General features: G+C 56.1%; 24 protein-coding genes. 11 read left to right on the forward strand and 13 right to left on the reverse strand.

All coding sequences use genetic code 11. The annotated features are described in order from the left end of the window. Nucleotides 1-136 precede the first annotated feature (136 nt). Nucleotides 137-535, reverse strand: coding sequence for a type II toxin-antitoxin system VapC family toxin (locus QQF33_RS22200; RefSeq protein ID WP_282492097.1), 399 nt, complete (start codon nt 533-535; stop codon nt 137-139). 2 nt (nt 536-537) lie between these two features. Next, nucleotides 538-867 (reverse strand): antitoxin, encoded by a 330-nt coding sequence (locus tag QQF33_RS22205; RefSeq protein ID WP_324723281.1) that lies wholly within the window; start codon nt 865-867, stop codon nt 538-540. A gap of 274 nt (nt 868-1141) precedes the next feature. Between QQF33_RS22205 and QQF33_RS22210 the strand changes: the two genes are divergently transcribed. The 5 genes from QQF33_RS22210 to QQF33_RS22230 all read left to right on the forward strand — a co-directional run bounded on the left by QQF33_RS22210 (nt 1142) and on the right by QQF33_RS22230 (nt 7907). Beyond that, nucleotides 1142-1711 carry a TetR/AcrR family transcriptional regulator gene (locus QQF33_RS22210; RefSeq protein ID WP_282492098.1) on the forward strand — a complete coding sequence of 190 codons (570 nt, stop codon included), beginning with the start codon at nt 1142-1144 and terminating at the stop codon, nt 1709-1711. A gap of 145 nt (nt 1712-1856) precedes the next feature. Continuing rightward, nucleotides 1857-2978: an efflux RND transporter periplasmic adaptor subunit gene (locus tag QQF33_RS22215; protein WP_285158615.1), complete on the forward strand. Its 1122-nt coding sequence runs from the start codon at nt 1857-1859 to the stop codon at nt 2976-2978. After that, nucleotides 2978-6085 (forward strand): efflux RND transporter permease subunit, encoded by a 3108-nt coding sequence (locus QQF33_RS22220; protein ID WP_285158616.1) that lies wholly within the window; start codon nt 2978-2980, stop codon nt 6083-6085. The genes QQF33_RS22215 and QQF33_RS22220 overlap by 1 nt, the downstream gene beginning before the upstream one ends. Before the next feature lie 2 nt (nt 6086-6087). After that, complete coding sequence (locus QQF33_RS22225; protein WP_285158617.1) at nt 6088-7452, forward strand: efflux transporter outer membrane subunit; 1365 nt, start codon at nt 6088-6090, stop codon at nt 7450-7452. A 158-nt stretch (nt 7453-7610) separates the two neighbouring features. Next, nucleotides 7611-7907 carry a YicS family protein gene (locus QQF33_RS22230; protein WP_282492102.1) on the forward strand — a complete coding sequence of 99 codons (297 nt, stop codon included), beginning with the start codon at nt 7611-7613 and terminating at the stop codon, nt 7905-7907. A 28-nt stretch (nt 7908-7935) separates the two neighbouring features. Here the strand turns inward: QQF33_RS22230 and QQF33_RS22235 are convergent, their stop codons facing one another. Further along, the gene (locus tag QQF33_RS22235) at nt 7936-8886 is read right to left on the reverse strand and encodes a LacI family DNA-binding transcriptional regulator (RefSeq protein WP_107702567.1); all 951 of its coding nucleotides are present in this window, start codon (nt 8884-8886) and stop codon (nt 7936-7938) included. 294 nt (nt 8887-9180) lie between these two features. Between QQF33_RS22235 and QQF33_RS22240 the strand changes: the two genes are divergently transcribed. From QQF33_RS22240 to QQF33_RS22265, 6 genes are all read left to right on the forward strand, one after another. Further along, the gene (locus tag QQF33_RS22240; protein WP_285158618.1) at nt 9181-9495 is read left to right on the forward strand and encodes a PTS sugar transporter subunit IIB; all 315 of its coding nucleotides are present in this window, start codon (nt 9181-9183) and stop codon (nt 9493-9495) included. 12 nt (nt 9496-9507) lie between these two features. Further along, a complete protein-coding gene (locus tag QQF33_RS22245; RefSeq protein WP_282492104.1) occupies nt 9508-10830 on the forward strand; it encodes a PTS sugar transporter subunit IIC in 1323 nt (440 codons plus the stop codon). A 21-nt stretch (nt 10831-10851) separates the two neighbouring features. Continuing rightward, complete coding sequence (locus QQF33_RS22250; RefSeq protein WP_285151087.1) at nt 10852-12240, forward strand: glycoside hydrolase family 1 protein; 1389 nt, start codon at nt 10852-10854, stop codon at nt 12238-12240. A 6-nt stretch (nt 12241-12246) separates the two neighbouring features. Then, nucleotides 12247-12549: a PTS lactose/cellobiose transporter subunit IIA gene (locus QQF33_RS22255; RefSeq protein ID WP_142503674.1), complete on the forward strand. Its 303-nt coding sequence runs from the start codon at nt 12247-12249 to the stop codon at nt 12547-12549. A 144-nt stretch (nt 12550-12693) separates the two neighbouring features. Further along, the gene (locus QQF33_RS22260) at nt 12694-14073 is read left to right on the forward strand and encodes a carbohydrate porin (RefSeq protein ID WP_095280046.1); all 1380 of its coding nucleotides are present in this window, start codon (nt 12694-12696) and stop codon (nt 14071-14073) included. A 132-nt stretch (nt 14074-14205) separates the two neighbouring features. Beyond that, the gene (locus QQF33_RS22265; protein ID WP_285155689.1) at nt 14206-15108 is read left to right on the forward strand and encodes an EamA family transporter; all 903 of its coding nucleotides are present in this window, start codon (nt 14206-14208) and stop codon (nt 15106-15108) included. On the opposite strand, the gene nepI is transcribed toward QQF33_RS22265, so the two are convergent. From nepI to QQF33_RS25820, 10 genes are all read right to left on the reverse strand, one after another. Then, entirely contained in the window at nt 15102-16292 is a 1191-nt protein-coding gene (gene nepI / locus QQF33_RS22270; RefSeq protein WP_285158619.1) for a purine ribonucleoside efflux pump NepI, read from the reverse strand. The two genes, QQF33_RS22265 and nepI, sit on opposite strands and share 7 nt — an antisense overlap. A gap of 186 nt (nt 16293-16478) precedes the next feature. Further along, entirely contained in the window at nt 16479-16931 is a 453-nt protein-coding gene (locus tag QQF33_RS22275) for a DUF1198 domain-containing protein (RefSeq protein WP_103950148.1), read from the reverse strand. 91 nt (nt 16932-17022) lie between these two features. After that, a complete protein-coding gene (locus QQF33_RS22280; RefSeq protein ID WP_285158620.1) occupies nt 17023-18561 on the reverse strand; it encodes a phosphoethanolamine transferase in 1539 nt (512 codons plus the stop codon). 196 nt (nt 18562-18757) lie between these two features. Next, nucleotides 18758-20149, reverse strand: a complete 1392-nt coding sequence (uhpT, locus tag QQF33_RS22285) for a hexose-6-phosphate:phosphate antiporter (RefSeq protein WP_285158621.1) — start codon at nt 20147-20149, stop codon at nt 18758-18760. A 137-nt stretch (nt 20150-20286) separates the two neighbouring features. Then, on the reverse strand, nt 20287-21615 hold the full coding sequence (gene uhpC / locus QQF33_RS22290; protein WP_285158622.1) for an MFS transporter: 1329 nt from the start codon (nt 21613-21615) through the stop codon (nt 20287-20289). Between the two features lie 9 nt (nt 21616-21624). Next, entirely contained in the window at nt 21625-23124 is a 1500-nt protein-coding gene (gene uhpB, locus QQF33_RS22295; protein WP_285158623.1) for a signal transduction histidine-protein kinase/phosphatase UhpB, read from the reverse strand. After that, the gene (uhpA, locus tag QQF33_RS22300) at nt 23121-23714 is read right to left on the reverse strand and encodes a transcriptional regulator UhpA (protein ID WP_285146259.1); all 594 of its coding nucleotides are present in this window, start codon (nt 23712-23714) and stop codon (nt 23121-23123) included. Before uhpA ends, uhpB begins: the two co-directional genes overlap by 4 nt. Nucleotides 23715-23970: 256 nt before the next feature. After that, complete coding sequence (locus QQF33_RS22305) at nt 23971-24369, reverse strand: DUF4019 domain-containing protein (protein WP_285158624.1); 399 nt, start codon at nt 24367-24369, stop codon at nt 23971-23973. Between the two features lie 804 nt (nt 24370-25173). Further along, nucleotides 25174-25647, reverse strand: a complete 474-nt coding sequence (locus QQF33_RS22315; RefSeq protein ID WP_285158625.1) for a hypothetical protein — start codon at nt 25645-25647, stop codon at nt 25174-25176. Further along, a partial coding sequence (locus QQF33_RS25820; protein ID WP_350319016.1) for an RHS repeat-associated core domain-containing protein occupies nt 25614-26561 on the reverse strand: 948 nt, incomplete at its 5' end. The genes QQF33_RS25820 and QQF33_RS22315, both read right to left, overlap by 34 nt.

The raw sequence follows: 26561 nt of genomic DNA on the forward strand, positions 1-26561 counted from the left end.
GATAAACGTTTAAACGACTATATCGACAACGAAGCGGTACGCTAAAAACCGAAAAAGAATCAACCAGAAGGAAAAGTTATATGTGTACGGACGACTTTGTAGGCCCGGTAAGCGCAGCGCCACCGGGCGTCAGGTGTTACAGAGACGTGGTCCAGTCTTCTACGTTTAATCCCTGAACCATGCCGAAGGCGCGATCGTTGGTGACAAAAGTGGCACCGCGACTCACCGCGTGGGCTGCAAGCAGTTGATCAAGCGCCCCCATGACTTTTCCCTCTTTTTCCATTGATGCGCGCAGCGTGCCATAGCTTTCCGCGGCTTCACGATCCCAGTCACATACGGTGACCGTATTCAAAAACTCCAGTATTTTTGCGGTTAATGAACTGCTTTGCTTTTTGGCCACGCCGTAAAGCAGTTCCGCTTCAGTGACGCTCGAAATACAAATATCTTCGAGCGCGGTATAGGAATATTTATTAAGCACATCTGGATGCTTTCTGACGATATAGCTCACAATGTTTGTATCAAGCATATGCCGCATTTCTACATTCCTTCAAAAGGATCTCTGTCTGCGAACCCTTGATTGCGCTCCTCTTTACTCAGGAATGATTCCGGGACATCCGTTAGCTTTAACAGGTTTAAAAAGATATCTCTGTGGTACTCACGATGATTCTTCACAGACAGCACCACATTCCCATACTCATCTCTGCGGATATAGACACTATCCGTATCAAATTCAAAATCAGCCGGTAGTCTGACGGCCTGACGACGGCCCTTTTTGAAGATTTTTACTGTGCGTTCCATTGCCACCTCTGCGGGTTTATTGACCAGGCCAAAGAATGAGCCATCGGGGGGCAGAGTGACAAGCATCACGATGCAAATTCGGAAAGCGCCTCGCAACTTATAGTAGGCCCGCTAAACAAAGCGCCTTCCCTATTGGAAAAGAACCGTGCTCTCCTTATTTTCAGCGCAATTTGACTCTCTCACAGCTTTATCTTCATAAAAACTCCTTATTCTCTCCTTTATTTCGTTGTGGAAATATCCTTTCAATATGTAAATAAAAAAAGCGCTTTCCAATACCTTCCTGAAACGTATAATAACCAAAAATGAGAACGATCATTCTCACTCTTGACGCGGCGGGAAAACGATGAGCACAAAGCTAGAAGAACGGCAGAAACAGCGGCAGGACGAGATTATCACCGCGGCGCGGCGCTGCTTTCGCGCCAGCGGATTTCACGGGGCCAGCATGTCGCAGATCGCCAGTGAGGCGAAGCTCAGCGTCGGGCAGATCTACCGTTATTTCAGCAACAAAGACGCGATCATCGAAGAGATGATCCGCCGCATCATCGACTACCGCATCGCGGAGATGGAAGACAAAACCCAGACCGACCGCATGCCGCAGATCCTCGCCTGGCGCCAGACCCTGAGCGAAGACGACGATGCGCTGATGCTGGAGATGTCCGCCGAAGCGACCCGCAATCCGCTGGTGGCGGCGATGCTGGTCGAAGCCGACGCGCGCATGTTCGCCAACGCATGCGAGCACCTGAAAAAACAGTGCCCGCACCTGAGCGAAGAGCGCATCCGCTGCTGCGTAGAAATTACCGCCGTGATGATGGAAGGCTCCATCTATCGTCGGTTAACCCCACAAAAAGTGTCAGCATCTGAATTAGAGAAAATCTATCGGGAAATACTCAATATGCTTCTCATTGTGAATTAATTAAATCTGAATTAAACATCGGGAAATAACGCTTTCCCGTTTTTTCATTTCCGCCATTCGCGGAGATGCGGCATGCCTTTGCCTTAAATAAATTTCATCTCGTTAAGCGATTAACGGGACAGGCATCGTTCACCCTGGAAAAAGTATGAAAATCAGAACAACCTCCATCGCGGCATTATTTCTCCTGACCGGTTGCGATAATGCACAAATATCCGCGCCAGAAGGCCCACTCCCGGAAGTGGGGATCGTCACGCTCATGAGCCAGCCCGTTCCGGTGGTCAGTGAGTTAACCGGGCGCACCAGCGCTGCGCTGAGTGCGGAAGTGCGTCCGCAGGTCGGCGGCATCATTCAAAAACGGCTGTTCAATGAAGGCGATACGGTCAAAGCCGGACAGGCGCTGTATCAGATCGATCCGGCCAGCTTTAAGGCCAGCTACGACGAAGCCGCCGCCGCGCTAAAACAGGCCCAGTCGCTGGTGCAGGCCGACTGCCAGAAGGCCCGGCGCTATGCCCAACTTGTGAAGGACGACGGCGTGTCGCGTCAGGATGCGGAAGATGCGCAGGCCACCTGTGCGCAGGACAAAGCCAGCGTCGAATCCAAAAAAGCCGCCCTGGAGAGCGCGCGTATCAGCCTGAACTGGACCACCGTCACCGCGCCGATTAGCGGCCGCATCGGGATTTCGTCCGTCACGCCGGGTGCGCTGGTCACCGCTCAGCAGGATACGGCGCTGGCGACCATACGCGGGCTAGACACCATGTACGTTGATCTCACCCGTTCCAGCGCCGATCTGCTGCGATTACGCAAGCAAACCCTGTCCACCAACAGCGATACCCTGAGCGTGTCACTGATCCTCGAGGACGGGAGCACCTACAGCGAAAAGGGGCGACTGGCGCTGACGGAAGTCGCGGTGGATGAATCTACCGGCTCCGTCACCCTGCGCGCAGTATTCCCCAATCCGAAACAACAACTTCTGCCCGGTATGTTCGTTCGCGCCAAAGTGGATGAGGGCATCATGGACGACGCGATTCTGGCGCCGCAGCAGGGCATCACCCGCGACGCCAAAGGCAACGCCACCGCGCTGGTGGTGAACGCCAGCAACAAAGTTGAGCAGCGCACGCTGCAAACCGGCGACACCTACGGCGACAAATGGCTGGTGCTGAGCGGGCTGAACGCGGGCGATAAGCTGATCGTCGAGGGCTCCGGGAAAGTGACCACCGGCCAGGAAGTGAAAGCCGAAGCGGTCAAAACCGACGGAGGAAACGCCTGATGTTTTCCCGTTTCTTCGTGCGTCGCCCGGTGTTTGCGTGGGTGATCGCCATTCTGATTATGCTCGCCGGGATGCTGGCGATCCGCACCCTGCCGGTGGCGCAGTACCCGGACGTGGCACCGCCGTCGGTCAAAATCTCCGCCACCTATACGGGCGCGTCCGCCCAGACGCTGGAAAACAGCGTCACTCAGGTGATCGAACAGCAGCTGACCGGCCTGGATAACCTGCTCTATTTCACCTCCACCAGCAGCTCCGACGGCTCCGTGAGCATCAACGTCACCTTCGAACAGGGCACCGATCCGGATACCGCCCAGGTCCAGGTGCAGAACAAAGTGCAGCAGGCCGAATCGCGCCTGCCGAGCGAGGTGCAGCAGTCGGGCATTACGGTGGTGAAATCCCAGAGCAACTTCCTGCTGATCATGGGCGTGTACGACAAAACCGACAAAGCCAGCAGCTCGGACATCGCCGACTGGCTGGTGAGTAACGTTCAGGACCCGCTGGCGCGCGTGGAAGGCGTGGGCAGTTTGCAGGTGTTCGGCGCGGAGTACGCTATGCGCATCTGGCTCGATCCGGCGAAGCTGGCTTCGTACGCGCTGATGCCGTCCGACGTGCAGAGCGCGATTGAAGCGCAGAACGTGCAGGTCTCCGCCGGGAAAATCGGTGCGCTGCCGTCGTCGAATGCGCAGCAGCTGACGGCCACCGTCCGCGCCCAGTCGCGCCTGCAAACCGTCGACCAGTTTAAAAATATCATCATCAAAAGCCAGGCCAACGGCTCGGTGGTGCGCATCGGCGACGTCGCCCGCGTCGAGATGGGCAGCGAAGATTACACGGCGACAGCCAAGCTGAACGGCCATCCGGCGGCAGGCGTGGCGGTGATGCTTTCGCCAGGGGCTAACGCCCTGAGCACCGCCACCGCAGTGAAAGAGAAAATCGCCGAGTTCAAACGCGCGATGCCGGAAGGCTATGACGTGGCCTACCCGAAAGACAGCACCGAGTTCATCAAAATCTCCGTCGAGGATGTGATTCAGACCCTTTTCGAAGCCATCATCCTGGTGGTAGTGGTGATGTATCTGTTCCTGCAAAACGTCCGCGCCACGCTGATCCCCGCCCTGGCGGTGCCAGTAGTACTGCTCGGCACCTTTGGCGTGCTGGCCCTGTTCGGCTATTCCATCAACACCCTGACGCTGTTCGCGATGGTGCTGGCCATCGGCCTGCTGGTCGATGACGCCATCGTGGTGGTGGAAAACGTCGAGCGCATCATGCGCGACGAGGGCCTGCCCGCCCGCGAAGCCACCGAAAAATCGATGGGTGAAATCTCCGGCGCGCTGGTGGCGATTGCCCTGGTGCTCTCGGCGGTGTTCCTGCCGATGGCGTTTTTCGGCGGCTCGACGGGGGTGATTTACCGCCAGTTCTCCGTGACCATCATCTCGGCGATGATCCTCTCGGTCGTCGTCGCCCTGACTCTCACCCCGGCCCTGTGCGGGACGGTTCTTACCCACACGCCGCCGCACAAGAAAGGCTTTTTTGGCGCCTTTAACCGCTTTTACAGCAAAACGGAAAAGGGCTATCAGCACAAAGTCCTGCGCGTGTTACGCCGCTCCGGCAGCATGATGGCGATTTTCGCGGTCCTGTGCGGCGCGATGGCCCTGACCATGTGGAAACTACCGGGCAGCTTCCTGCCGACGGAAGATCAGGGCGAAATCATGGTGCAGTACACCCTGCCCGCGGGTGCCACCGCCGTGCGCACCGCCGAGGTGAGCCGCCAGGTCACCGACTGGTTCCTCAGCAAAGAGAAAGACAACACCAACGTCATCTTCACCGTCGAAGGATTCAGCTTCAGCGGCAGCGGCCAGAACGCCGGGATGGCGTTTGTGTCGCTGAAAAACTGGTCCGAGCGTAAGGGAAGCGAAAACACCGCCCAGGCGATCGCCCTGCGCGCCAGCCAGGAGCTGGGCGGCATTCGCGATGCCACCGTGTTCGCCATGACCCCGCCGTCCGTCGACGGTCTCGGCCAGAGCAACGGCTTTACCTTCGAGCTGATGGCGACCGGCAGTACGGACCGCGATACCCTGCTGGCGATGCGTAACCAGCTGATTGGTGAGGCGAATAAAGACGCCTCCCTGCAGGCGGTGCGCGCCAACGATCTGCCGCAGATGCCGCAGCTGCAGGTCGATATCGACAACAACAAAGCCGTCTCTCTGGGCCTCGCCCTGAGCGACGTGACCAGCACCCTCTCCAGCGCCTGGGGCGGAACCTACGTGAACGACTTTATCGATCGCGGCCGCGTCAAAAAGGTCTACATCCAGGGCGATAGCGACTATCGCGCCGCACCGTCGGATCTCAACAAATGGTTTGTGCGCGGGAGCGACGACAGCATGACGCCGTTCTCCGCCTTCGCCACCACCCGCTGGGAATACGGCCCGGAGAGCCTGGTGCGCTACAACGGCTCGGCGGCGTATGAGATTCAGGGCGAGAACGCCAGCGGCTCCAGCTCGGGCAGCGCGATGACCACCATGGAACAGCTGGCGAACAAACTCCCGGCTGGCACCACCTGGGCGTGGAGCGGCCTGTCGCTGCAGGAAAAACTGGCCAGCGGCCAGGCGATGAGCCTGTACGCCCTGTCGATTCTGGTGGTGTTCCTGTGTCTGGCAGCGCTGTACGAGAGCTGGTCGGTGCCAATTTCGGTGATCATGGTGATCCCGCTCGGGGTGCTCGGCGCGGCGCTGGCCGCGACGATGCGCGGTCTGAACAACGACGTTTACTTCCAGGTGGCGCTCCTGACCACCATCGGCCTGTCGTCGAAAAACGCCATTCTGATCGTCGAGTTTGCCGAGGCCAAAGTGGCGGAAGGTTACTCCCTGACCCGTGCCGCCCTGCGCGCCGCCCAGACCCGTCTGCGTCCGATCATCATGACCTCACTGGCCTTTATCGCCGGTGTGACGCCGCTGGCGGTCGCCACCGGGGCAGGCGCCAACAGCCGCGTGGCGATCGGCACCGGCATCATCGGCGGCACCCTGGCGGCCACGCTGCTGGCGATTTTCTTTGTCCCCTTATTCTTTGTACTGGTGAAGCGTCTGTTCTCCGGTCAGCACGCAAACCGGAGGTAATCATGTTTCGTGTATCTGTTTTGGTGTTAGCCCTGATGAGCGCAGGCTGTGTGTCGCTGGACCCCAGCTACCAGCGCCCCGACTCCCCTGTCCCGGCGACGCTGCCGGGCAGCCACGGCGAGGCCAGCGCGGTCGTGAGCCAGTGGCAAAATGTGATGAACGACGCCCGGCTGAAAGGGGTGGTGACGATGGCGCTCACCAGCAACCGCGACGTGCAAAAAGCAATTGCGGACATCGACGCCGCCCGCGCCCTGTATGGCGAAACGCGCTCGTCCCTGTTCCCGACGATCGATGCTGAACTGAGCCACACCCGCAGCCGCACGCTGGCGAGCGGGGTGACCACCAGCGACGAGGCCAACGGCGCGGTGTCGAGCTTCGAGCTGGATCTGTTTGGCCGCAACCAGAGTCTGTCCCGCGCCGCGCGCGAAACCTGGCTTGCCAGCGAATTCACCGCGCAGAATACGCGCCTGACGATGATCGGCGAGCTGACCAGCGCATGGCTGACGCTGGCGGCGGATAACAGCAATCTGGCGCTGGCGAAATCGACCATGGAGAGCGCCGCGAACTCGCTGAAAATCGTCAAACGCCAGCAGGAAGTGGGCGTGGCAGCGGCGACGGATGTCAGCGCCGCGATGGCGGTGTATCAGCAGGCCCGCGCCAGCGTGGCGAGTTATCAGACGTTAGTCATGCAGGACAAAAACGCCCTGAATCTGCTGGCGGGCGGTACAGTGCCGGACAACCTCCTGCCCGGCACGCTGGAGAGCCTGAGCGACAACGCCATCACCCTGATCCCGGCGGGGGTGAGTTCCAGCGCGCTGCTGCGTCGTCCGGATATCCAGGAAGCCGAGCACAATCTGCTGAGCGCCAACGCCAGTATCGGCGCGGCGCGCGCCAATTTCTTCCCGAGCATTTCCCTGACCGCCAGCGCCGGAGTCGGGAGCGACTCCCTGTCGTCCCTGTTCAGCCACGGCCTGAAAGTGTGGTCGTTTGCACCGTCGATCACCCTGCCGCTGTTCAGCGGGGGCAACAATCTGGCGCAGCTGCGCTATGCCGAAGCGGAGAAAAAGGGGCTGATCGCCACCTACGAGAAAACCATTCAGAGCGCGTTCAAGGACGTGGCCGATGCGCTGGCGCGGCGGGAAACCCTGAGCGAACAGCTCGATGCCCAGCGGGAGTACGTCGCCGCCGAGGAGAAAACGCTGGAGGTGGCGACGCGCAGCTATCAGGCCGGCGCGGGAGATTATCTGACGGTGCTGACCGCACAGCGGTCGCTGTGGTCGGCGCAGGAATCGCTGATCGCCCTGCAACAGACCGACTTCACCAACCGCGTCACGCTGTGGCAATCCCTCGGCGGCGGCATGCCATAAATCTTTTTGCCGGGCGCTGATGCCCGGCAAAAACTCCAGCTACGCTTAAAACGTCTCATACCTGTGTCTGCCCAGAATCATACTTTCGGCTTGAATCGCTTTGATGAATGTAACGATATATTTCAGAAGACCATGCGCGTTTTTTTCCGGGGGTTTCTATGAAAGCTGCTCACCTGTTTTGTCTGATTATCTGTTTGCTTTTCGCCGCCTTCGTCCACGCAAAGGAGACGGAAGATCCGGTTAAAACGGAAAAAATCAGGCAGGCCGTGATGAAAGATATCAAGAAAGTGTGCTCGCCTCAGGGCAAACAGACGGACAAGGAGTGGCAGGCGATGATCATGTCATCGGAAGCCAATAAACTGCTGGTGAAAAACGCCGTGCTGGCGATGGAGCGCGACAACCTGGACAACTACTGGGAAGCGGTCGGCAAAGTGGACTGCATGGAGGATTACTAAGCGTGAAGCGGGCTTCACGCTTGTTTGATTAGCGTTTGCGCATATCCGGGATAATCAGATCCCCGCGCAGGACGTAAGACCCGAGCATCTGCGTTTTTTCATTCAGCCACGCCACAATCCGCGCCGCCATCGCATCCATGGAATATTCGATGGCCGGAATGGTCGGGATCCCCGGAAGATGCAGCGAACCGGCGAGACTAAAGACCATGATGTCTTCCGGCACCGATTTGTTAAACGCCTGCAGCTGCGGGATCACGCGCTGCGCTTCCTGCTCATCCGCCACCAGCAACGCGTTGAAATTCAACGTGGTCGCGTTGTTCAGCAACTCCTGCAATGCCACGGAGGACGAGGTGGCGTCCATAAACACCAGATTGCGGTTAAACGGCAGGAAGTTTTTCTCCAGCGCGTGTTTGTAGCCGAGCAGCACCTGATCGGCGAATCCGCTGCCCTGCGGCTGGATCAAAGCAATCTGCCGACGGCCCTGGCTGGTGAGGTAGTTACAGGCGGTTTCGGCGGCGAACGCGTGGTCAAACTGGATGCTGTTGGCGTTGTCGGACTCCATGCAGTCCACCAGGATGACGTTTTCCTGATCGATATGCAGCGGGAAACGCGCCCCGATAATCAGGATGTCGTCGCACAGGCCGCAGGAGAGTTCATCGAGCGCGTTAAGCACTTCGCTTTTGGTGTTAGCGAAACGCAGCAGCAGATGTTTTTGATGCTGGCTGAGCTGCTTTTCCAGCGCGTACAAATACCCGGTGGTCTGGTTGATATTATCCTGCGCGCAAATGACGCCGATACAGCCGGTGGACTGGCTAAGCAGCGACTGCGCAATGACGTTGGGCCGGTAGTTCAGCTCATCCACCGCCTTCAGTACGGCCTCACGGCTGGCTTCCTTCACGCCGCGCGACCCGCTCAACACCCGTGATACCGTGGCTTTGGACACCCCGGCCAGACGTGATACATCGTTGATTGTAGACATCATATTCCCCTGACAGGACCCACGCAGCCCTGTAATTCCCATTACCGCTTCGGCTCACATTATAGCCAATCCGCAGTATATCCGTTTTCCCTTTTCCATGGAAACCGATTTTCCGTTTCCGCTCCATTTGATGTCCAAATCGCCAAATTTCGTGACCCACATCGTGATAATAAGCCGCGTAACTACTGGATCTTGATGGGTGTCACACTTCTGTCTTTTATAAATGGAAACCGGTTTCCATATGATATCCAATCACCTCCGCAATAACTTTTTACACTTTGAGGATGGTTGTCGATGTTCAAGATTATGCTGTGCTGCTCTGCCGGGATGTCCACCAGCCTGCTGGTGAGGAAAATGGTTGAAGTGGCAGAAGAACGCGGTGTGCCGGTGACGATTGATGCGTACGGTGTTTCCGAATTTGATACGCAGTTTCCGCAGTACCAGGTCGTGCTTCTCGGACCGCAGGTGAAATACATGTTAAAGACACTGGCAGACAAGGCTGCCACGCAGGGCATTCCGGTACAGGTCATCGACATGATGGATTACGGAATGCAGCGTGGTGATAAGGTACTGGACTATGCTCTGTCGCTCATCGACGCGGCACACTAAGAAGGTGTTCTCATGAGTTCGTTATATCAATCAATGGTTGCCGTTATTGAGCAGTCCATTACCCCGCTGGCGGCAAAGCTCGGACAGCAAAAGTACGTGATTGCGATCCGTGACGGTTTTACCGCGGCGCTGCCGTTTATGATCATCGGCTCGTTTATGCTGGTGTTCATCTTCCCGCCGTTCTCGGCGGATACCACCAACAGTTTTGCCCGCGGCTGGCTCGATTTCTCCCAGACCTACCGCGAACAACTGATGCTGCCGTTTAACCTCAGCATGGGCGTGATGACCTTCTTTATCTCGGTGGGTATCGGCGCGAGCCTCGGCCGCCAGTTCAATCTCGATCCGGTGATGTCCGGCCTGCTGGCGTTTATGGCGTTCCTGTTGGTGGCAGCACCTTACGCTGACGGCAAAATCTCCACGCAGTATCTCTCCGGCCAGGGGATTTTCACCGCGCTGATCACCGCTATCTACTCCACCCGCGTTTACGCGTGGCTGAAAGAGAACAAAGTCACCATTCGCCTGCCGAAGGAAGTCCCAACCGGCGTGGCGCGCTCCTTTGAGATCCTGATTCCGGTGATGGTGGTGATCGGTACGCTGCATCCGCTGAACCTGTTTATCGAAGCGCAAACCGGAATGATCATTCCGCAGGCGATTATGCATCTGCTGGAACCGCTGGTCTCCGCCTCGGATTCCCTGCCTGCGATTCTGCTCTCCGTGCTGCTGTGCCAGATCTTCTGGTTCGCGGGCATCCACGGCTCGCTGATTGTCACCGGCATCATGAACCCGTTCTGGATGGCGAACCTGTCGGCAAACCAGGCGGCTCTCGCGGCGGGCGCGGCGCTTCCGCACGTCTATCTGCAGGGCTTCTGGGATCACTACCTGCTGATCGGCGGCGTTGGCTCGACCTTACCCCTGGCTTTCCTGCTGCTGCGCAGTCGCGTGGCGCATCTGCGCACCATCGGCAAAATGGGCGTGGTGCCGAGCTTCTTTAACATTAACGAACCGATTCTGTTCGGCGCGCCAATTATCATGAACCCGATGCTGTTTATCCCGTTTGTGTTCGTGCCGCTGGTCAACGCCTGCCTGGCGTACGCCGCGACCAAACTCGGCTGGCTGGCGCAGGTGGTTTCCCTGACGCCGTGGACCACGCCGGCCCCGATTGGCGCGTCGTGGGCGGCCAACTGGGCGTTCAGCCCGGTGGTGATGTGCGTGATTTGTATGGTGATGTCTGCCCTGATGTATCTCCCGTTCCTGCGCGCCTACGAGCGCTCTTTGATGAAAACCGAAGAGCAAAAAGCCCAGGCGACCGTCGGTAACGCTGAAACAGCACGTTAATTAAGTCAAAGAGGACGCATGATGAAGTATTCATTTCCCGAACACTTTTGGTGGGGCAGCGCCAGCTCGGCGCTGCAAACCGAAGGGGAAAGCCTGGGCGGCGGCAAAGGAGTGACCACCTGGGATCACTGGTTCGCCCATCAGCCAAACCGTTTCCATCAGGGTGTGGGGCCGCAGGATACCTCGACCTTTTATCAGAACTGGAAAGCGGACATTCAGCTGCTTAAGCAGCTGAACCACAACAGCTTTCGCACCTCGATTAGCTGGGCGCGCCTGATCCCCGACGGTGTCGGTGAAGTGAATCCGCAGGCGGTGGAGTTCTACAATCAGGTCTTCGACGAACTGCTCGAGCAGGGCATCACGCCGTTCATCACCCTGTTCCACTTCGACATGCCGATGGCGATGCAGGAGATCGGCGGCTGGGAAAACCGTGACGTGGTGGCGGCCTACGCCCGCTACGCGCAGATCTGCTTTGAGCTGTTCGGCGATCGCGTCCTGCACTGGTTTACCTTTAACGAGCCGATCGTTCCGGTGGAAGGCGGGTATCTGTACGACTTCCACTATCCGAACGTGGTGGATTTCCGCCGTGCGGCGACCGTGGCGTATCACACGGTGCTGGCCCATGCTCAGGCGGTGCGCGCCTTCCGCGCCGGGCATCACGCGGGGGAGATCGGCATCGTGCTGAACCTGACACCGTCCTATCCGCGCTCGCAAAGTCCACAGGATCGGAAAGCCGCGCATTATGCGGATCTGATGTTCAACCGCAGCTTCCTCGACCCGGTTCTTCGCGGTGAGTATCCGGCGGATCTGGTGGCACTCCTGAAAGCCTACGATCAGCTGCCTGCCTGTCAGCCCGAAGACAGCGCGTTGATTGCCGAAGGGACTATCGACCTGCTCGGCATCAACTACTATCAGCCGCGCCGCGTGAAGTGTCGCGACAGCGCGGTGAATCCTCAGGCGCCGTTTATGCCGGAGTGGTTCTTTGATAATTACGAGATGCCAGGGCGCAAAATGAACCCGTACCGCGGGTGGGAAATCTACGAGCCGGGTATTTACGATATTCTGGTTAATCTGCGCGAAAATTACGGCAACCCGCGCTGTTTTATTTCTGAAAACGGCATGGGCGTCGAAAACGAGCAGCGTTTTATTGAAAACGGCCAAATTAACGATCAGTACCGTATCGACTTTATTTCCGAGCACCTCAAATGGGTCCACAAAGGCATTAGCGAAGGCGCAAATTGCCTTGGCTACCATATGTGGACATTTATTGATAACTGGTCATGGTGTAATGCGTATAAAAACCGCTACGGATTTATCCAGCTGGATTTAACCACGCAGCAACGCACCATTAAGAAAAGCGGGGAGTGGTTCGCCGCCACCTCGTTAAATAACAGCTTTGATAAAGAGTAATGAATGATGATTGCATTAGAAGACGCCGTAATGGAAATTATCGTCAACGCCGGTCAGTCGCGTAGCCTGTGCTTTGAAGCCCTGCACGCGGCCCGGCAGGGCAACCTCGACGAAGCCAAAAGCCTGCTGCGCGAAGCCGATGGCTACGCGCGCCAGGCGCACCATATGCAGACCAAACTCATCGAACAGGACGCGGGCGAAGCCCGCCAGCCGATGACCTTAATTATGGTGCACGCCCAGGATCATTTAATGAATTCACTGTTAGCCCGTGAATTGTCCGAAGAGATTATTCATCTCTACCAGAGATAATAAAGGGAGATACCGTTACGTTAAATTAAACCCTCTGTACCACTAAAAATATAAATCAACTTCTTCTGATGATAGCGACATATTCTGTCAAATCGGAACGGGCTGGTTATTGTCTGAATAAAATTTAAATTAATAGAGATGACAATGAATATTATTAAAAAACTTCCATTAACAATGGCGGTTATCGCCGCGCTTTGCCCAATTTCTGTCCTCGCACAAGATTTTACGCAGGAGCAAATTGACGCCATTGTGGCTAAAGCGGTGGATAAAGCCCTGGCCGATCGTCAGGCAAAAATGGACGCCGCGGTGGCGAAAAAAGTGGACGTGGTGACCGAACCGCAAAGCGCCGCGCAGTCCCCGGATCTGGCGATTCCGTTTGGCGTGAAATTTACCGGCTATGCCCGCTACGGCGCGCACTTCCAGGCGGGCGATCAGAAATATGTCGCGGTCGATGGCTCCTACAACGGCGGCTCGGCGATTGGTCGTCTGGGTAACGAAGGCAACGGCGGCGAATTCCAGCTCTCCAAAGCCTTCAAGGGCGACAACGGCGCGATCTGGGACATCAACGTGATGATCGACCACTGGGGCGACGAAGTTAACCTGAAAAAGGCCTACGCCGGGGTGACCAACATTGTGGCCTCCAACCCGAACGCCTATTTCTGGGCCGGGCGTGACTTCCACCAGCGTCCGCAGCAGGGCATCAACGACTACTTCTGGATGAACCACGACGGCCAGGGTGCCGGGGTGAAAAACTTCGACATCGGCGGCGTGCAGTTTGATGTGGCGACCGTCGCGGCGGTGGAGTCCTGTAACCCGGAAGTGGAAAACGACGGTTCTAACCCGTCGCGCATCTCCTGTACCGGCGGCTCCGGCACCGGCGATAAGGGCAACTACGCGGCGACCTCTAAAATCCACGGCATGAAAGTCGGGCCGCTGGATCTGGAAATCTACGCCAACTACGGCTTCGATTCGAAAGCCATCGAGAGCGACGATCGCCTGAAAGCCTGGCAGGGCGGCGTGGTCCTGAGCCACACCAACGACAGCGGCGTGAACAAAGTGATCGCCCGCTACTCGGATAACTCAGACAACAGCGTGTTCAACAAAACCGAAGACCTGACCACGGTTTACGCCAGCTTCGAAGGGCTGCATAAGTTCACCCAGCAGACCCAGGTGGAGTACATCCTCGCCTTCCACGACTATGACAACAGTCGCGACGGCACCGACAATCGCAAAAACTACAACGCGATTGTGCGCCCAATGCACTGGTGGAACGACGTTCATTCGACCTGGCTGGAAGCGGGCTGGCAGCATGTTGATTACGACAACGGCGGCGATAACAAAGGCTGGAAGCTGACCCTGTCGCAGAACATGTCTATCGCGATGGGTCCGGAATTCCGTCCGATGCTGCGCTTCTACGTGACCGGCGGCAAGGTGGATAACGAACGCACTGCGCGCGTGAACGGCACCGACGACCAGACGTTCGACGACTTTAACGTTGGGGCGATGTGGGAGGCGTGGTTCTAAAACCGTGCTCTCATTTGCCGGGTGGCGCTGCGCTTACCCGGCCTACTATTTTCGTAGGCCCGTGCAAGCGCAGCGCCGCCGGGCAATGCTCCCATGATATGCTAGAAAAAAAACGAGCATGCAGGGGAGAACATGGGTTCCACAAAAAGAGGGATGCTGAATGTCCTGATCGCCGCCGTGTTATGGGGCAGTTCAGGGGTTTGCGCGCAGTACATCATGGAGAAGAGTCAGATTTCCTCGCCTTATCTGACCATGATTCGTCTGTTGTTTACCGGCGTGATTTTACTGACGCTCTCTTTCGTCCACGGCGACAAAATTTTCTCGGTCATCAGGCATCGCAAAGACGCCATCAGCCTGCTGATTTTCTCACTGGTTGGCGCACTCACGGTGCAGCTCACCTTCCTGCTGACGATTGAAAAATCCAACGCCGCCACCGCGACGGTCCTGCAGTTTCTCTCCCCGACCATTATCGTGGCCTGGTTCGCGCTGGCGCGAAAAAAACGGCCTGGGATTTTTGTCCTCGCGGCGATTTTGACGTCGCTTATCGGCACATTTTTACTGGTGACCCACGGCGATCCGACGTCGCTGTCCATCTCTCCGGAGGCTTTATTCTTCGGTATCGCCTCGGCCTTCGCCGCCGCGTTTTACACCACCTATCCGTCGACGCTGATCGCCCGCTACGGCACGCTGCCGATTGTCGGCTGGAGTATGTTGATTGCAGGACTGATGCTGACGCCGTTCTACGCCGGGCGCGGCACCACCTTCGTGATTGACGGCAGCCTGCTGCTGGCCTTCTTCTATCTGGTGGTGATCGGCACGGCGCTGACCTTCAGTTTGTATCTGAAGGGCGCGCAGATGATTGGTGGGCCAAAGGCGAGCATCCTGAGCTGCGCCGAACCGCTGAGCAGCGCCCTGCTGTCGGTGCTGCTGCTGGGCGTGGCCTTTACCCTGCCGGACTGGCTGGGGACGCTACTGATTGTGTCGTCGGTAGTGCTGATTTCGATGGATTCACGCAGACGCGTTCAGGCTCATTGAGCCTTTACTTTCCCTGCCACCAGCAGCGCGGTCAGCAGCATCAGCGTGCCGGATAAGACCAGTGGCGACAGCAGCCCCAGATTATCCAGCGCGTAGCCGCCGATCGCCGCCCCGCAGGTGTTCGCCAGCTGAATCACCGCCACCTGAATGGAACCCGCTTTTTCCGCCTGATCGGCCAGAGAGCGGGTGATCCACGTTGACCAGCCCACCGGGACCAGCGCAAACGCAAAGCCCCAGATAATTGCAATCGCCGACGCCACCCACTTATCGCTGCCCCACAAAATCAGCACCACGGCGCTGACCGCCAGCACAAGCGGCGCACCCGCCAGAGCAATCTTGAGCGAGCGTTTCAGGAACTGTGCCGAGAGCGACGTGCCGACAAAACTCGCAATACCGAAGCTCAGCAGCACCAGCGTCAGGCCATCGACGTCAAACCCGGCCATGGTCATAAACACCGGGCGGATATAGGTAAAGAAGGCGAACTGACCCGCAAACGCCATAAAGATGGCGGTCATCCCCGCCATCACGCCGGGGCGTTTCAGCAGGCTGAACATATTCTGTTTGTGATGCGCCGCTTCGCCCGGCAGGGACGGCAGCGCTTTCCACACCCAGAAAATGCACAGAATGCCCATGATCGCTGCGCCGTTGAAGACGTTACGCCAGCCGATAATCCCGCCCAAAAAACTGCCCAGCGGCGCGGCGATCACCAGCGCAATCGACACCGCACCGAAAATCACCGAGAGCGCTTTCGGCACTTTGCGCGCAGGCACCAGGCGCATGGTCAGCGAGGCCGACATCGCCCAGAACCCGCCCAGCCCCAGCCCCAGACAGGCGCGACCCAGCAGCAACAGAGTAAAGTTATCGGCAAAGGAGACCAACACGCAGGAGAGGGTAAGCAGCACCGCGAACAGGATCACCACCTTGCGGCGGTCGATGGTCCCGATGACCTGGGTGATGAACAGGCTGGAAAACATGGCGACAAACGCCGTGACGGTGACGGACTGGCCCGCCACGCCTTCGGAAATCCCGAGGTCCTGGGCCATTGGCGTCAGCAGGCTCACCGGCAGAAATTCCACGGTAATCAGGCAGGCGACGCAAAACGCCACGGCGAAAACCGCCGACCAGTTTGGTCGCAGCACCTCACTGGTGTGAATCGTGGGCGTGGAGTGGATCTGTTCTGTCATGGCGTCACCTGAGGATAAAAACGTGCGGGAAAGTCGCGCAGTTTATCATCATAACTGTGACGGATTTAACGTTTTGACAACTTTTGTGGGTTTTTGTGCCCGGTGGCGCTGCGCTTACCGGGCCTACAGGACTTGTAGGCCGGTGCAAGCGCAGCGCCGCCCGGCAGAAAATAGCAATGTGGTGAATTAGTGCAGGAAGAACACGCCACCTTCCGGCAGGAAGAGCTGGTTATAGCGCAGCTGGAAGGCGTTGAACTCCTGCGGGTCCGGCTCCATCTCGCGCATAAAGCCCAGCGTCAGGCGGATCTGCGCGTCGGTGATAGGTGCCGCCAGGCGCGCTTTGCGCAAAATCCGGTGCCAGGCGTGCAGGTTCTCTTCGCTGCCATCGACGATGCAGACCTGCCAGATCAGCAGCACCTGCGCGGCGTTTTGCAGATGGGCCTCGTCCGGTCGCTCCAGATAGCGGATAAACTCATTGCCTGCGGTTTTGCCAAACTGGTCAATCATCGACTCCAGCGGCACCGGCGTAATCCCTAAGCGTTCGCTCAGTCGCTTGATCGCGCGGCGCGAATCGGACGTCAGAATGCGAAACCCGACAACAAACACCACAACCAGGGTGGCCAGCATTATCCAGACCATGCGCTCTCCTTAATGTAAGCCGCTCATGATATCGGGAAACGCGTGGGGCTGACAGCGGACAACGCGAGAAACTCAGTCGCAAAATAGCCCGCTAATACAGTGCTTCTTCTCTGGGCAGTGCGTTATAGGGAACGCGTGTTCCGTCTTTCTTCAAAACAAGACGCTCTTTTCGACAAACCTCTTCCGAGTACAAATTGCACTGAACATCAGTAGAAGTCTCATTGATACCCACCAACTGCGTAATAAGGGGGATCAGATCGAAACCTGAGCGCGGCGCGGTGATTTTCTCACTCTGTTTACTGCCTGAAGTCGTCACGAAAAGCGGGACATCATAATCATTTTGATACCTGTCCGAGTGCTGCTGACGCTCCTCGTTTGTCCCTTTATCCACAACCCTAAGCCCATGATCGGCAAAGTACATCATTGCCCAACTCTGAGAATTTTGGCCGAGCATCCCATAAACGTGGCTGAGCAACGCGTCGGTATTCTTGATGCTCTGGACGTAGCAGGATTCTTCTTTCGACCGGAAGAACGTATCGTACTGGCCAGAGGTACGAACACAGGCCATTGGATGTGAACCCATCAAGTGTATAAATATCGCTTTTTTCCCTTTATGGTTTAGCGCTTCTGACACCAGAGGGAGCATCTTCTCATCCGGGCTGTAAAGAAACTTGTTCGAAGAACCATTCTTCACAAAATGGAACTCATCCGCCTGCTTTCCTGCAAGCGAGACAGGGCTGTCAGCGCCACCATATATCCCCTGGTTGGAAATCCAGTTAGTGTGATAACCGCGTTTACTGAGCAATCTGACAATGCTGTTGTTGTATTCTATTTTCCCATTTTTAAATCGATACAATGAATGGGTTAAAGATAATACCGTGGCAGGACCGCTTGAAATATAGTTGGTAAAAATGATTCCGGGTCTTGTTTGCATAAATGATGTGTCATTTATCGGAAAACCATATGCTGACATAAAATCACGCCGCACGCTTTCCCCGATGATAATCACCACCGTATTATAATTCCCCCCATGAATATCATCACCCCAATCATCAGGTATTTTCATGTTGTGTTGATAAAACGCTTTATCCGCATTGACCTGATTGTAAGCATTGCGAGCATCACTGACGAATCTGATCGGCGGGTAATGTGAATCAAGAAGTGAGAATTGACTTTCCTGATATGCAGCCTTAATAGGAATGCTGAAAAAACAAATAATACTCAGTAGCGAAAGGATGCGTGGCAGTACAAATGTTGTTTTTTTTCTTAGCAGACAACACGATGCTGCAGAGAACAGAATTGACACCGCAATCAACCACTTCCACACCGAAATAGACATGAGAAACTCTAAGGTTTCGGCTTTATCTGTGTAAGCCACAGAGGTCATGGCATTCAGATCTGGAGGACCAAAGGTTAAGCCAACTGGACAATACAGGAAGGCTATGACTGCCCCTAATGTAATTGCTGAGAAATATACAATTTCATTCCTGAATGTCAGGGTTAAAATAAATGTAAAAAAACTATATGCCACCGCCGGGCCATATCCGAAAGCGGAGTTGAAAAGAAACGAAAACACCATGCTCGCAAGAATGAACATGCCTGTAGAATTGATATTGCCACGCAACGACATCGAGACTCGCCCCAGAGATAATGAAAACCTCTGACCAAACTAAAGCCAATAAGGTTCTTCCTTGAATTTTTAATTTTATTGAAGATTTGGAGATATTGCTATTTATTAAATACCTCATAGCTCGTTGGTATTTCCCAGACTCCTGATCCAAAAAAGCCCGGCATTAAGCCGGGCAAAAAGTTACCTGCACAATCCATCAAGCTACTTTCAATTTCTGAATCCGTTTTTCGCGGCGAATTTTGCGCTCTTCCATCACTGCGACCATCGCCATCAGGCAGATGCAGGCGATAGCGGCGGCGTCCAGCGCGGCGAAGGTGCCCGCCCAGCCGGTCAGGCCGAAGACTGGCGTGCCGTCGGCGATCATCCCGAGACCCAGTTTGGCGAAGCTGTCGCCGATCAGATACGCGAAGGTGCCCTTAATCCCATCGGCAGCGCCGATCGCTTTTTTCGGCACAAATCCAACCGCCGCAACACCGATCAGCAGCTGCGGGCCAAACACCAGGAAACCGAGCGCGAACAGGGATGCGAGGTAGACGTACTGGTTGCTGGCGTGCTGATACACCCCTAACGTCGCGATGATCAGCGCCAGCGCCACGCAGGCCACCAGCGCACGACGCCCGTTCGCCAGATCCGAGAGCCAGCCCCACAGCAGCGTGCCCACCAGCGCGCCGACTTCAAACAGGGTAAAGCCCTGAATCGCCACCTCTTTGGAGAGTTTCAGCTCCTGGAAGGCGTACACGGTGGACCACTGGTCGATACCGATACGCACCACGTACAGGAAGATGTTGGAGAAGCACAGCAGCCAGATGACTTTGTTTTTCAGCACGTACTCAACAAAGATCTGCCATTTGGTCATCGACTCGTCTTCGGCCTCTTTATCCTCTTCGCTCAGCTCTTCGCCAAACAGCTCTTCCGCTTTGCCCAGACCGTAGGATTCCGGGGAGTCGCTGCCGTAGCGCAGGCCGATGAAGCCAACAATCAGGGCGATAATCGACGGGAAGATAAACATGCCGATCACGTGACCGTCGAACAGGAAGTTGGCGCCGAACAGCGCCACGCCTGCCGCACCCGCCCCGCCGAGGTTGTGGGAGATGTTCCACATGCCGAGGTAGGTTCCGCGCTTGCGGCGCGGCGTCCATTTGGTGATCGTCGAGTAGCTGCACGACCCGCCGGTACTCTGGAAGAAACCGCTCAGGGCGTAGAAAGCGATCATCATAAACAGGCTGACGGAGCCCGCGCCCATGCTGGCGCTGAAGCCGAGCATACAGATGGCGGAGAGGATCAGCATAAACGGCAGGAACTGCTTGGTGTTTTTACCGTCGGTGTAATAGGAGACCAGGGTTTTGCCGACACCGTAGGTTACCGAGAAACCGAGGCCAATCATCCCCAGCTGCGTCATGCTCAGCCCGTAGGTGGAGATCATGTCGTTCTGGGCGATGTTGAAGTTTTTGCGGATCAGGTACATGGTCAGGTAGCCGATGAAGACCACCAGGTAGGACTGCATGAACGGCTTGAACCACATTTTGCGCCGCATCTCGAGCGGCAGATCCAGGGTCGGCTTGCGCACCTGGTTGAGAAAGGCCAGCATCAAAAACTCCTGATAGGAATATCTGCGAATGGCAGGCATTGTAAAAATCAGCAGTCGCGTTGGCCTGAGACAGCGTCCAGGCGAAACCGGGAAAATTTCCTAGTTTTGCCCCACTCGGGGCAAAAAGGTGAGGCGTATCACGCTTCGTGAGTCTCGCGCGGCGCCTGGGCGTTCAAAAACGGCAGCAACAGCAAAGCAGAAATCCCCGCCGCGATGGCGATCACCGCGAAAAAGCCGCTCCAGTGCCAGGTGTCGATCACCCGCGCCAGCGGCCAGCCGGAAAGGGACGCGCCGAGATAGGCAAACAGGCCGACAAACCCGGTCGCCGCGCCCGCCGCCTCTTTATGCGAACACTCCGCCGCCGCCATGCCGATCAGCATCTGCGGGCCGAAGACGAAGAATCCGGTGGTGAAGAAGCACGCCGCCTGCATCACGTAGCTGGCGAACGGCATCAGCCACAGGGAGCCGACGGAGAGCAAAATCCCGGCGGCAAAAATCAGGTTCATCGGGCCGCGGTTGCCATTAAACAGTTTGTCCGATCCCCAGCCCGCCACCAGCGCGCCGATAAATCCTCCCAGCTCAAACATCGTCACCGCCGAGTTGGCGGTCACCAGGTCGACGCCCAGGGTCTCGGACATATACAGATTGCCCCAGTCGTTGATCGCCGCGCGCACCACGTAGACCAGCACGTAACACAGAGAAAGCAGCCAGATGTACGGGTTCAGCAGCACGTATTTGGTGAGGATCTCCTTGCGCGTCAGGCCTGCGCCTTCCTGCTGCTGGGCGATCTCCATCTCGTCATGACGCCAGTCGCCAACCGGCGGCAGACCGACGGTTTCTGGGCGATCGCGCAGACGCCAGCACAGGAACAGCCCGGCGAAAATCGCCAGCGTTCCGGCGATCATCATCCCGGCGCGCCAGCCGTAGTGCAGCGCCGCCGCGCCCACCACGATGGGGATCAGCGCTCCGCCGACGTTATGGGCGGTGTTCCAGATCGCCCACCAGCCGCCGCGCTCGTTGCGGGAGTACCAGGCGGTGAGCAAACGCGCGCAAACGGGCGCGCCCCATCCCTGGAAAAAGGCGTTCAGCGCCCACAGCAGGGCGAAGGCCCAGAGCGAGGTGGAAAAACCGAACAGGATATTCACCACCCCGGTGGCGATCAGCCCCAGCCCCATGAAATACCGGGCGTTGGAGCGGTCGCTGACGATCCCGGAGAAGAATTTCGACAGGCCATAGGTGATGTAAAACAGCGTCGCCAGCAGGCCGATGTCCGTGCGCGTCATTACGCCGCTGGCGAGGATTTCCGGCGCGGCGGCGTTGAAACTTTTACGGGTGAAATAGAACAGGGCATAGCCCAGCCAGATGGTGGTCAGGATGTGGCGTCGCCAGTAGCGGTAGCGCGCGTCGATCTCATGCTTGTCGCCGATCGGCGTGGCGCTGGCGGGCGTTTTCAGAAAGGTAAACATCGTCGGTCCTTACGAGTAACGCAGCGGCAAATTCACGCTGACGCGGGTGCCGTGAGTGCAGGAGATCGTCAGCGTTCCACCGAGCGCCGTGACGCGCTCACGCATGCCCGCCAGGCCAAAACCCTGCTGGCCGGAGCCGGGCGGCAGGCCGCATCCGTCATCTTCGAGAACCAGCATCAGGCGTTCGTCCTGCTGCCAGCCCTGGAGCGTGACCGCGCTGGCGCTGGCGTGTTTGACAATATTGTTCAGCCCTTCCTGGCAGACGCGGAACAGGGTCACGCGCTGGCTTTCGCTCAGCCCAGATTCGTCGATCGCCCAGTCGATGTGGCTGACGATGCCGCGATCTTCCAGCTCCATCTCGCGCATCAGGGAACGCACCGCCTGCTCAAGGGAGAGATCGTCGAGCTGGCGCGGGCGCAGTCGGCCCAGCAGACGACGCACGGAATCGTACACCCCAAGCGAAAGCTGTTCGATATGCGCCCCACCCTGGCGGACACCGATATTTTCCGGGGCCAGGCGTTGGACAATCCCCGCCTGAGTGCGAATGGCGGTGATGGTCTGGCCGATATCGTCGTGCAGTTCGCGCGCCACTTCCTGGCGCACGCTCTCTTCGGTTTCCAGTAATCGCTCCGCCAGACGGCGGTTGCGGGCCAGCTCGTTTTGCAGGGACTGGTTCAGCTCGCGCAGACGCTGGATCCCCGCCCCCAGCAGCAGCCCGGTGAGGCTCTGCGCCAGCAGCGAGAGGAGTAAGTCGACGGGGTGATCGTGCCACGTCTGGCTGGCAATCAGGGCGATGGCGTTCATCAGGGTGGCGATCAGCGCCCCTTGCCAGCCGTAGTGCCAGGCCAGGGCGATAATCGGCAGCGCCAGACAGAACGGCGTAAAGCGGGAGAGCTCCGCAGGCAGCCCCAGCTGTAACCACAGGCTGACCACAAACAGCAGCAGGTACCAGATGAGGTGCCGCGCGCGCCAGTTCACCGGCTGGGAGACCAGCGCCGGGCCGAGCGGTTGCCAGACGGTGCTGGTGAGATAGTGCCAGATCACGAGGCAGGTCGGGGCCAGCGTCAGCCCGCCGGTGAGGGTCAGCAGCAGGGCCGTGAGAGTGTCGGGTTTGCCGATCCACGGCAGGGATTGCAGCAGCGCGGCGGCGATCAGCGCTGCGCCCTGACGCAGCAGCGTGCGCCAGTCGCGCTGATGGCGATAGCGGGAGATCAGCGCCACCGGGAGCAGCGTCAGCACGCCCCCGATCATCAATAAGGGGAGATGCGCCAGCGCCACTTCCTGCGCCAGCCACACCAGCATGATCCACTCGGCGCCGAGCAATACTGGCCAGTAGCCGCGCGGACATTGCAGCATCAGCCCCAGACGCAGGCCAAACGGAAACAGCAGCACCGCCAGCTCCGGGCGCTCGACCAGATGCAGGCTGATGCTCCACAGGCAAAACCAGGCGGCGGAGAAGATAAAAAAGCTGGCGACGACGGAGACCAGCCGCGAGAAGTAAGGACTCATTGCCAGCCGTCAAACATACGGCGGGCCAGCTCGACGTCGTTGCTGACGCCGAGTTTTTCCATCAGATTGGCGCGATGAACGTGAACGGTTTTCGGCGACAGGCCCAGCTCGACGGCGATCTCTTTCACCGCCATCCCCTGCGCCAGTTTTTCCGCCACCTGCCGCTCGCGTTTGGTCAGCGGGTCCTGACGTCCGGCTGCGAGTTTTATGGCGATATCGGGCGTGAGATAGCACCCGCCCGTGGCGACGGTGCGCACGGCGGAAATGAGTTCGTCGGGACTACAGCGTTTGGAGAGAAACCCGCGCGCTCCGGCGTTGAGCGCCTGTTCGACCAGCGCAGGGCTGTCGTGCACCGAGAGCATGATCGTCGCCATCCCTTTCGGCAACTGGCTGAGCAGCTCAAGCCCGGAAAGGTCCGGCATCGAGATATCGCAAATACACACCTGCACCCCACGCCCCGGCAGTCCGGCCAGCGCCTCGCGGCCTGAACCGAATTCAGCTACCACCTGAAAATCGGACTCCAGGCTCAGCAACTGGGCAAAACCGGAGCGGACGATAAGATGGTCGTCGATAAGGGCGATGGTGGTCATGTGGGTGTCCTGGCGGGTAGAAAACGCGCTTACCTTAACGATAAGCGCGGAGGTGTTCAAGCTGTGAGCAAGTTATTCGTTGGGATATGACGTTACTCAATTAACACGCTGCGCTGTGATAGTTCTCAACACCATACTTCATCTTTCTATTTTTAACTATTTGACCATATAACGTTATATTATTTTCACACCACTATAAAACCACATTTGTTATGAAATTAATCTGACCGCATCAAAAGCCATTCACTCACCCAGCTCAATTTGTTGTTGTATAACTATACCCAGATAGTTTCAACTCTCCAGATTCACTTACAAAGCTGAATACTTCCCTGACCTTATTTTTAGAATACTCTGATGAGTACGTTAATACTACGGCAGGTTCACCAATAACATAGGAAATTGAATTGGAATTTGTTAACTGTGCTTTATTTAACTGCCCAATCTCAGCTTTTTCAGAAACTATGAATGCTACAAAATCATCATGGGATACACTTCTCTTCATTTTGTCCGCTGAGTTTTTATAAATATCATTAAATTTATTAATATCGTACATGTACCTGAAAGTGCCAACTTGTTTTTTTGCAATATCAACGTTGTCACCTTTGCAATCTGATAATAAAAAAATAAACAAAACTACATATATTATATTTTTCATGCTTCCAAACCCTGTAAAAAGTTAATCCCATGACCAAAACGTTATAACTCCAAGTTACCAATTTAATATATCATCACAATCAATTAATTAGGCACTTGGTATAAGTTTGACATGTCATTAATCCGGTAAAACCTCCCCATATCATCCGAAGAGATACTTGTATCCACAGATGCGGCATTTTCTATCCGAGCATAACGAGGCTCAAACATAACATTTAATACAGTTGGTACTTGAAAAGACCTAGGATCCCCCCTTCCTGCCCAACCGGACCCTACGTATATAGTCCATGCTGCGGGTCATAATACCGGTACCGGTTATAACACAGCCCCCGTCTCAGCATCCTACTGCTGTCCAAGCAGGCGAATAAGCTTTTGCAAAGTGTCCGGATTATACTCCCGCAACACATTTCCCCATTCATCAAACTCAGCCTGCCAGGCGGCATGGCATCTTCAGTAATTAACACAAGCGGCAGTCCCCGGTCGTCGCAGTGGTACAGGTGAAGTTTTCACTCCGGGGTGTATTCCGGCTCTATCTGGTTTTTCATCTGCCCTGGTGTCAGGCCACACAAATTCAGCCACTACTGGCTGTGTTCGCTTAGTCTTTCGCGCCTCAGTTCCAACCCGAGGTTATCCAGCATCGGGATCAGTTCCGGAACAAACTCTACCCCTTCGTCCTACTGGAGTTAATCTGCCAGCGTCCGGCGCAGGGCTTTAGTCAGTTCATTCGTGGCGGTTTCGACACACAGCAGCGGGGTGAAGGCCCCGGCTGATACACCGTCTGGATTCCCTATTCAACACTGTAAAATCATTCATCTTTTTTTATTTTTACCGCATTCATCATGTCATAAACAATTTGCTGTATTTTATTCTTACCATTTTCTTTCCTTATTACAAACAATTCATCCAATTCATAATTTGAATACGTCGCATGGTACGTCAATCTAATGTTATTGTAACCTATGAGTACTTGAACTTTTTCTGATTTTATTAGCCTTCCAAATTTATACATTCCTAGTATCTGCTTATTCCTCTCCATGAATGAAGCATAATCAGATGCTGATGTTGAATCTTTAAATTCCTTTGAAGCCATATACTGGTAAATATAATTGAAATTACCTTTGTTGTATTGTTCATGAAAGCTTTCAACTTCATGCGTTGCCTCTTGAACTTTAGCATCATCGCACGCACTCACTAAAACACAAAAAAACATCAATACTAAAGCTCTTTTTTTATAAAAAATCATTTTCAATTCACCACGCACTTGGTATTTTGTTGACACGTAACCACACCGCTAAATGAACCGCCACCAATACCTCCAGCAACGCCCAAAGATATATGGGTCGGATCTTCCTTTTTATTTATCTCACTCAACACTGTTGCTGTCCCATTAGCAATAAACCCAACATCAGTTGTTGCACCACCATAATATGATACTCCTGAGCCTGGAGGTGCATTACTAACAGAAGCTGAAACTGATGCTCCTGCAGAAGCACCGGCTCCAGCCCCCTGACAAGCTGTGAAGTATGTACAAAGGTCTAATCCCTTGTCCCCATTTCCCGTCGTAACACCAGCGGATACTGAACCACCAAAAATTCCATATGCAGAAAGACCACCATCAACAGACATTGAAAATAAAGGAGGAGAATAGTGAGGCCCATTAGCCACCTCTATTGCGGCCGCTGTATCTTCATATGACATATTACCCTCCGATGCGGCATTTACTGCAGAACCGGCCCACTTGCCAAATTCTACTAATCCCAATGGATCAATCCCTGAAAGTGGATCTGACGGATAAAGATACCCATTCCATCCCCCGGTCAGCCCACTCGGATCCTGTGTGATATACCGTCCCTGCCGCGGGTCATAATAGCGGTGCCGGTTATAATACAGCCCCGTCTCAGCATCGTACTGCTGCCCCGGCAACCGTATCAGCTGTTGCAGATTGTCCGGGTTCTCTTCGTGCAGCAGACTCCCCCATTCATCAAATTCCCCGCTCCATGCGAGGCTGCCGTCTTCGTTAATTAAGGCCAGCGGCAGCCCCCGGTGGTCGCAGTGGTACAGATGGGTTTTCCGGGCCGGGGTGTATTCCGGCTCCATCTGATTTTTCATCTGCTCCGGCGTCAGGCCGCACTGTGCCAGCCACTGGTGGCTGTGGTCGCTGAGCTGGCCGGTCTGCAGTTCGCATTCCAGATT

The organism is Lelliottia wanjuensis (assembly GCF_030238365.1).
In the GTDB taxonomy this organism is placed as follows: Bacteria; Pseudomonadota; Gammaproteobacteria; order Enterobacterales; family Enterobacteriaceae; genus Enterobacter; species Enterobacter wanjuensis.